This window comes from Pseudomonas sp. K5002, assembly GCF_013386655.1.
GTDB lineage: Bacteria > Pseudomonadota > Gammaproteobacteria > Pseudomonadales > Pseudomonadaceae > Aquipseudomonas.
Window position 1 is genome coordinate 1 of the sequence record NZ_JACARK010000594.1, and the last position, 7,146, is coordinate 7,146.

Sequence of the window (7,146 nt, forward strand, 5' to 3'; positions counted from 1 at the left end):
GTGGAGTCGCCCATCAGCTTCGCGCTGAAGTGTTCGCCGGGGTGCTCGGGTACCGTCAGTTGGGCGGCCAGCCCGGGATGAATCACCGCGGCGTAGTTCTGCGGCACCGGCACGTAGAGGCGCAGTTGGTGGGTGTCGGCGATGTCGAACAGTTCCGGATCGCTGTCGCTGTCAGCCTTGATCAACTGGCCGATGTCGGTGTTGCGCGCGGTGATCACACCGGCGAATGGCGCGCGAATGGTCTTGTAGTCTTCCAGCGCCGAGAGCCGCGCATAGTCAGCCTCGGCGGCCTGGGCGTTGGCCTTGGCGGCCAGGGCATTCGAGGTTTTTTCATCGGCCTCCTGGCGCGATACCGAATGGCTGTCCAGCAGGTTTTTCCAGCGGGTGGCAGTGGTTTCTGCCAGTCGTGCGTTGGCCTGTTCCTGCACCATGCGCGCGTGGGTTTGCGCCACTTGCTGGTCGAGGTCGGGGCTGTCGATCTCGGCGAGAATCTGCCCGGCCTTGACCTGGCTGCCGATGTCGACTTTCCAGTCTTTCAGGTAACCGCTGACCCGCGCATGAATCGGTGCCTTGCTCCAGGCTTCCAGATGCGCGGGCAGGCGCAGAGTGTCGCCGGCCGCGTTCTGTTTGGGCTGGAACACCAGCACCTGCGGCACGGCGGCGGTTTCGGTCCAGGCGGTGACGGATTTTTCATGCATCGTACGGGCGTGCAGGCCGTTGGCGACCAACAGGGCGGCCAGTGTCAGGCCGCCGACACCCATGAGCATCAGACGCTTGCGCGAGGGTTTGTGATCAGACGACATGTGAAGTTTCTCCAGCAGCAGCGCGAGTAGGGTGACGACCGTGGACCAGGCTGAAGACCACGGGTACAAACAGCAAAGTGGCAGTGGTGGCGAGGATCAGGCCGCCGATCACGGCACGTCCCAGCGGCGCGTTTTGTTCTTCGGACAAGGCCAGCGGCAACATGCCGATGATCATCGCCAGGGCGGTCATGCAGACCGGGCGGAAACGGGTGTAGCCGGCTTCCAGTGCGGCCTTGAGTGCATCGCCATGTTCGGCCAGGCGCTCTCGGCAGAAGCTCACCACCAGGATCGAGTTGGCGGTGGCCACGCCCATACAGAGGATGGCCCCCGTGAGTGCGGGCACCGACAATGACGTGCCGCTGAGGAACAGCATCCAGACGATTCCCGCGAGCGCTGCCGGCAGCGCGGTGATGATCACGAACGGGTCGGTCCAGGACTGGAAGTTGACCACGATCAGCAGGTAGATCAGCACCACCGCACCGAGCAGGCCGAAGCTCAAGCCGTTGAACGCTTCATGCAGCGCATCGATCTGCCCGTGCAGGCTGATGGTCGCGCCTTTGGGGCGCATCGGGGCCATGTCGTTCAGCACTTTTTGCACATCGCTGGCGACGCCGCCGAGGTCGCGGCCTTGCACGTTGGCGTACAGGTCCAGGGTCGGTTCGATGTTGTAGTGGGTCACCACCGCCGGGCTTTGTACCCGCGAGATGGTCGCCACGCCGCCGAGGATCTGCGACTGACCATCGGCACCGGTTACCGGCAACGCTTCCAGGGACGGCAGGCTGTCGAGGCGGTATTGCGGGGTGGCTGCCACGATCGAATACGACACGCCGTTGGCCGGGTTGAGCCAGAACGTTGGTGCGGTTTGCGAGCTGCCGGCCAGGGACGCAACCATGCTGTTGGTTACGTCACGCTCGGTGATGCCCAGGCCGTTGGCACGCATGCGGTCCACGTTGACTTGCAGTGACGGGTAGCCGGTGGACTGCTGGATGCGCAGGTCGGCAATGCCCGGTATGTGTTTCAGGCGACGTTCCAGTTCGATGGCGTAGGCGCGGTTTTCTTCATCGCTGCGCCCGGAGATTTTCACGTCCAGCGGGGCCGGCGAACCGAAGTTGAGGATCTGGCTGCTGATGTCTGCCGGGAGGAATGCGAACTGGCTGCCGGGGAAGCTTTCGGGCAACGCTTCACGCAGTTTTTTCACGTAGTCGGCGGTGGGCGCATGGTCCTTTTTCAGGGTGACCTGGATATCGCCGTCCTGTGGGCCGATGGTGCCACTGCTGCTGTAGGCCATGTCGATGCCGCTCAGCGGGATGCCGATGTTGTCGACGATGGTGTCCAGTTCGTCGGCCGGAACGATCTCGCGAATCCGCGCTTCGATCCGGTCAAAGGCCGCCGCGCTCTCTTCGATGCGTGTGCCCAGCGGCAAGCGCACGTGCAGGGCCATGGCCCCGGCGTCGGTGGCCGGGAAGAAGTCCTGGCCCAGACTTGGCAGCAGCAGGAACGAGGCGAGGATGCACGCCAGGAAGCCGATGATGAAGCGCTTGCGGGCGCCGAGGGCCAGGGTCAGCAGGCCGTGGTAAACGTCCCGTACGTTGGAGAAGTGACGCTCAAAACCCTGCTGGAAATTCAGCACCGATTGCAGCACCGCGTTGCGCTGCGGTTTGTGCTGGTCGCCCTCGTGATGGTTGATGAATTCATCTTCCGGGTGATGACCTTCACCTTGCTCCGGCACGTGCGGCTTGAGCAGGAACATCGCCAGGGTCGGCACCAGGGTCCGCGACAGAATGAACGAGCTGGCCATGGCGAAAATCACCGCCAATGCCATCGGGCGGAACAGGTAGCCGGCGATGCCTTGCAGCATGAACATCGGCACAAACACGATGCAGATACACAGCAGGGACACGAACGCCGGGCCGACGATTTGCTTGGCGCCGTCGAGGATCGCGTCCTTCACCGCCTTGCCTTGTTCCAGGTGCCAGTTGATGTTCTCGATGGTCACTGTGGCGTCGTCCACCAGGATCCCCACCGCCAACGCCAGCCCGCCGAGGGTCATGACGTTGAGGGTTTGCCCGGTGGCCGCCAGCAGGGCGATGGCCGAGAGTACCGCGAGGGGAATCGACGCGGCGATGATGATGGTCGAGCGCCAGCTGCCGAGGAACAGCAGGATCATCGCACTGGTCAGCAAGGCGGCGATGATGCCTTCCTGGGCCACGCTGCCCACCGACTGTTTGACGAACACCGAGGCGTCGCCGAGCAGCGAGGTCTTCAGCGACGGCGGCAGGGTTTCATTGATGCGCGGCAGCATCTGGCGGATGCCGTCGATGATCGACAGGGTGGAGATGCTGCCGTTTTTCAGGGCCGGCATCAGCACCGCACGGTGGCCGTCGACGCGCACGATGTTGGTCTGCGGCGGCGAGCCGTCACGCACGTGGGCCACCTGGCCGATGGTGATGATCGCACCGTCGACTGTCTTGATCGGCAAGTCGTTGAGCTCATCAATCGCCTTCGGGCTGTTGTTGAGCAAAATCGTGTATTCGTTGGGGCCGAGTTTGGCGGTACCCACCGGGATAATCTGGTTCTGCAGGGCCAGGGCGTTGCCTACGTCCTGCGCCGAGAGACCTTTGGCGGCCAGCGCCTGCGGGTCGAGGTCGAGGGTGATCTGGCGTTGCTTGCCGCCCATTGGCGTGGGCATGGCCAGGCCGGGCAGGGCGCTCAGGGGCAAGCGGATGTTGTTCTGCACCAGGTCGCGGATCTTCGCTTCCGACAAGCTGGGGCTGGAGAACGCCATCTGCAGAATCGGCACCGTAGAGGCGCTGTAGTTGAGGATCAGCGGCGGCGTAATGCCCGGTGGCATCTGCTTGAGCACGGTTTGTGACACTGCTGTTACCTGGGCGTTGGCGGTGCGGATGTCCACGCCGGGCTGGAAGAAAATCTTCACGATGCCCATGCCGGGTAACGACTGCGATTCAATGTGCTCGATGTCGTTGACGGTGGTACTCAGGGAGCGTTCGTAGGTGTAGATCACACGACCGGCCATGGCGTCCGGAGACAGGCCGTTGTACTGCCAAACCACCGCAACGACGGGGATGCCAATATCGGGAAATACGTCAGTGGGGGTACGCAAGGCCGCCATGGGCCCGATGATGCAGATGAAAATTGCCAGCACGATAAACGTGTAGGGCTTGAGCAGTGCGGTCTTTACCAGCCCGAGCATGCCGTAACCTCCAAAGGAGTTGGATTGCAAACGCTCGCAGTCTTGACGGACCCACCTAACACGCACCTTTCAGCCAGGTGAAGGAAGATTTAGTTAACGGCTGAAGATCCTTTCATATGTATTCATTTGTTCAACAATGGTGACAGTAACAAGCTGGATACCGATCGAACGGGAGCTGTTTCGCCTGTTCACTCTTTATCCATTTGGAGTTCTGCCATGTCTCTTAAACCCTTGTTGTTGATCCCGGCCTTGAGTGCGGTCCTGTTGTTGTCGGCGTGTGCCGGCCCGATGCCGAAGGCGGACCCGAGCGAAGCCTGGATCGGCTTGCAAGAGGAGGCACCCAACGACCTGATGGCCGAGCGGGTAGACGGTAAAAACATTAATGATGGCCGCTACTTCGAAGTGAAACCCGGCGCGCATCGCCTGGACGTCACCTTGTTTGAAGAAGAGGCGGGGGATGATAACCAGCAGGATTGTCGCGGGCATGTGACCTACGGCAACTTCAAGGCCGGCGAGCATTACACCCTGGTGGAATCCAGCCTGGGTACGACGGTGCGTGCCGAGTTGAAGGATAGCCACGGCAAGGAATTGGCGCAGACCGAAGACTTCAGTTGCATGCCTGGCTAAGGCGTCAGGCGTGGTGCCCGGCGGGTTTGTGCAGCTTGCCGGGTGCTGCGGGTTTTACGTGTGGGTGATGGTGCCGGCGGGTCACGCGCATCACGCCCCACAGCATGGCGGCGGCGACGGCCAGCCAGCCACAGATCAAAAGCAGAATCGTTGTTGTCAGGCTCATAAGTGCCTCCTTTCGCCCGGTGCCGGGCACACACTGTCTTCTCAATGGACAGTCTAGCTATCCGCAGGTTGCCTGCTATTGACCAATGGTCGTGTGCGTCCAACTTGTTTGCTCTATCGCCGGCCTTTTACTGCGCTGCAAGGCTATACCCGCGCCCCGGAGCGTCCTATGATCAGGGCCCACGTCGACCGTTGATCAAGTGAGTGAAGAAGTTGCGGTTTCCCTCGAACATTAAAACCTCCTGGTGGGTCGCCGCCTGTTTCATGGGGCTGGCGGCCTGTTCCTCGCATCCAAAACCCACGAGCATCCCGGGGCTGCCGGAGAGTGTCGAGCTCAAGGGCGTGCCGGCGTTTCGCGGTGAGACTTACCTCGGTGGCCCAGCCGCTCTTGCCAGCATGCTGTCTCAACAAGGCATTGTGATTACACCGGGGCTATTGGATAAGCCACTGCATTTGCCGGGCGCTGAAGCGGACCTTGAACGCAACATGCAGGTGCTGGCCCGTGAATACGGGATGTTGGTGTACCCGCTGGAAGATCAGCTGCCGGCGCTGCTGGCACAGGTCGCGGCCGGGTACCCGGTGATGGCGCGTATCACCCAGGGCTCGACCTTCTGGGCCGGTCCGCGGTATGTCGTGGTGGTGGGTTACAACAAGCAGAAGAGCATGGTGCTGCTGCGTTCAGGCTTGGCGCGACGCATGCCGATGGATTTCAGTGCGTTTGAGTCGGCGTGGAAAGACGGCGGCAAGTGGGCGGTACTGATTCAGCGGCCCACCCAGTTGCCGGTCAAGGTCGACGCCCAGCGCTGGCAGCAGGCTGCCAGCGCCACAGCCCAGGCGGGCCAGGAACAGGCGGCGGCCCAAGCAGTCAAGGCACTGGCCAGTCAGGCCAAATAAAAAAACGGCGCTCAAGGGCGCCGTTTTTTATGTCGCTATTTACGGATCAGCGGGACTCGGTGACCTGAACATTCGCCCGTGGGCGGTTCTTCAGGTTCTTGTCAGCCTTGTAGCGCAATGCGACGTCTGGCACCGAGCCGCTCTTGCCGGTTTCGACCCAGCTGCGGATGCGCCCGGCATCGGCAAAGTGGGTGAATTTGCCGAAGGCATCGAGGATCACCAGCGACACCGGGCGATTACCCATGCTGGTCACCAGCACCAGGCAATGGCCGGCCTGGTTGGTAAAGCCGGTCTTGGTCAGCTTGATGTCCCAGTTGGCGCGGTTGATCAGGTGGTCAGTGTTGGAGAAACCCAGGGTGTAGTTGGGTTTGCGGAACGAGACGGTCTTTTCCTTGGTGGTGCTCAACTGGCTGAGCATCGGGTACTTGCGTGCGGCGGCCAGCAGCTTGCTCAGGTCGCGGGCGGTGGACACGTTATGGATCGACAGGCCGGTTGGTTCCACGTAATGGGTACTGGTCATGCCCAGTGCCTTGGCCTTGGCGTTCATCGCCGCGATGAAGGCCGGGTAGCCGCCCGGGTAGTGGTGGGCCAGGCTGGCGGCGGCGCGGTTTTCCGAGGACATCAGGGCAATCAACAACATCTCCTTGCGCGGCATCTCGCTGCCGATCTTGACCCGGGAGAACACGCCTTTCATCTCTGGCGTGTCCTTGATGTTGATGTCGATGTATTCATCCATGTTCTGCTTGGCTTCCAGCACGATCAGGCCGGTCATCAGTTTGCTCACCGAGGCGATCGGCACGATGACATCCGGGTTGCTGGCATAGATGACTTTGTTGGTCTGCAGGTCTACCACCATCGCACTGCCGGAGGCGATGTGCAGGGTGGACATGTCGCGGGGAGCGGTGGTGGTTTCGCTTGCGCTCGCGAAGGTGCCTGTCAATGCAAAAAATAGGCTGACAATGGAAAGATGAATTTTCACGCGGATGAACTCGCTAAAAAAAGTAGGGATATACCGTTCTGCACGGACTTTCTGATAAATGCCGTTACATTTTAGGAGTATGGATCAGAAACTGTCGAATGTTCTTCTGAAAACAGATGAAACCCCTTAAAAACAAAGAAAAAACTACTTTTTTTCGGCCAATAAAAAGCCCTGCGATAAGGCAGGGCTTTTTCAGAGCGGCTGGTTATTAGCTGTGTAGGGTTTCGGCGGCGTACAGGGTGTTTTCCAGCAGGCAGGCACGGGTCATCGGGCCGACACCACCGGGTACCGGGGTGATCCAGCCGGCACGGGGCAGGGCGGTTTCATACACCACATCGCCCACCAGCTTGCCATCGTCCTGGCGGTTGATGCCCACGTCGATGACGATGGCGCCCTCCTTGATCCACTCACCCTTGACCAGGCCCGGCTTGCCGGCGGCGACGACCACCAGGTCGGCGCGTCCAACG

6 protein-coding genes and 1 pseudogene are annotated in these 7,146 nt (G+C 61.1%); 2 read left to right on the top strand and 5 right to left on the bottom strand.

Features of this window, described 5'->3' with window-relative positions:
• On the bottom strand, positions 1 to 803 hold an 803-nt coding region (locus HX846_RS24300), incomplete at its 3' end, for an efflux RND transporter periplasmic adaptor subunit (RefSeq protein WP_178966241.1).
• The gene (locus HX846_RS24305) at positions 793 to 4,014 is read right to left on the bottom strand and encodes an efflux RND transporter permease subunit (RefSeq protein WP_087693205.1); all 3,222 of its coding nucleotides are present in this window, start codon (positions 4,012 to 4,014) and stop codon (positions 793 to 795) included. The genes HX846_RS24300 and HX846_RS24305, both read right to left, overlap by 11 nt.
• A gap of 216 nt (positions 4,015 to 4,230) precedes the next feature.
• Here HX846_RS24305 and HX846_RS24310 point away from each other — a divergent pair, with 216 nt between their 5' ends.
• Complete coding sequence (locus HX846_RS24310) at positions 4,231 to 4,641, top strand: hypothetical protein (protein ID WP_003207845.1); 411 nt, start codon at positions 4,231 to 4,233, stop codon at positions 4,639 to 4,641.
• 4 nt (positions 4,642 to 4,645) lie between these two features.
• Here the strand turns inward: HX846_RS24310 and HX846_RS24315 are convergent, their stop codons facing one another.
• The gene (locus tag HX846_RS24315) at positions 4,646 to 4,807 is read right to left on the bottom strand and encodes a hypothetical protein (protein ID WP_003207847.1); all 162 of its coding nucleotides are present in this window, start codon (positions 4,805 to 4,807) and stop codon (positions 4,646 to 4,648) included.
• Positions 4,808 to 5,070: 263 nt separating this feature from the next.
• Between HX846_RS24315 and HX846_RS24320 the strand changes: the two genes are divergently transcribed.
• Positions 5,071 to 5,700: a peptidase C39 family protein gene (locus HX846_RS24320; protein ID WP_050550299.1), complete on the top strand. Its 630-nt coding sequence runs from the start codon at positions 5,071 to 5,073 to the stop codon at positions 5,698 to 5,700.
• A 46-nt stretch (positions 5,701 to 5,746) separates the two neighbouring features.
• Here the strand turns inward: HX846_RS24320 and pbpG are convergent, their stop codons facing one another.
• Together pbpG and HX846_RS24330 are read right to left on the bottom strand one after the other, a co-directional pair.
• Complete coding sequence (pbpG, locus tag HX846_RS24325) at positions 5,747 to 6,679, bottom strand: D-alanyl-D-alanine endopeptidase (protein WP_003207851.1); 933 nt, start codon at positions 6,677 to 6,679, stop codon at positions 5,747 to 5,749.
• Positions 6,680 to 6,887: 208 nt separating this feature from the next.
• A pseudogene (locus tag HX846_RS24330) lies at positions 6,888 to 7,146 on the bottom strand (bifunctional methylenetetrahydrofolate dehydrogenase/methenyltetrahydrofolate cyclohydrolase); the annotation flags it as partial.